Source organism: Devosia alba (assembly GCF_039938915.1).
In the GTDB taxonomy this organism is placed as follows: Bacteria; Pseudomonadota; Alphaproteobacteria; order Rhizobiales; family Devosiaceae; genus Devosia; species Devosia alba.
Genome location: NZ_JBDUUI010000150.1, coordinates 1 through 238 on the forward strand (window position 1 = coordinate 1; position 238 = coordinate 238).

1 protein-coding gene is annotated in these 238 nt (G+C 43.3%); it reads left to right on the top strand.

All coding sequences use genetic code 11. The annotated features are described in order from the left end of the window. Window positions 1–181, top strand: a 181-nt coding sequence (locus ABFY71_RS19125) for a hypothetical protein (RefSeq protein ID WP_347947464.1), incomplete at its 5' end; no start/stop codon positions are given. Between the last annotated feature and the right edge of the window lie 57 nt (window positions 182–238).

The following is a 238-nucleotide window of genomic DNA, read 5'->3' on the forward strand; positions in this document are numbered from 1 at the left end:
GAAAGCCAGCAGTCCTAGCATTGATGGTTTAATGCAGGAACTGGGCTATGACACCACTAACAGTACCGGGAGTATTAGCAATAGCTTGAATGTTATTGTAACTGGTGCTAATGTGTATGTAGGCGCCGAGGCTAACAGAGAGTGGTTGCGGTTGAACTCTCTGAGTATGCTACAGCGTTAAGGTAATATATACATTTACTAAACTGACTACAGCGGGGTACAGTACTATGCATATACT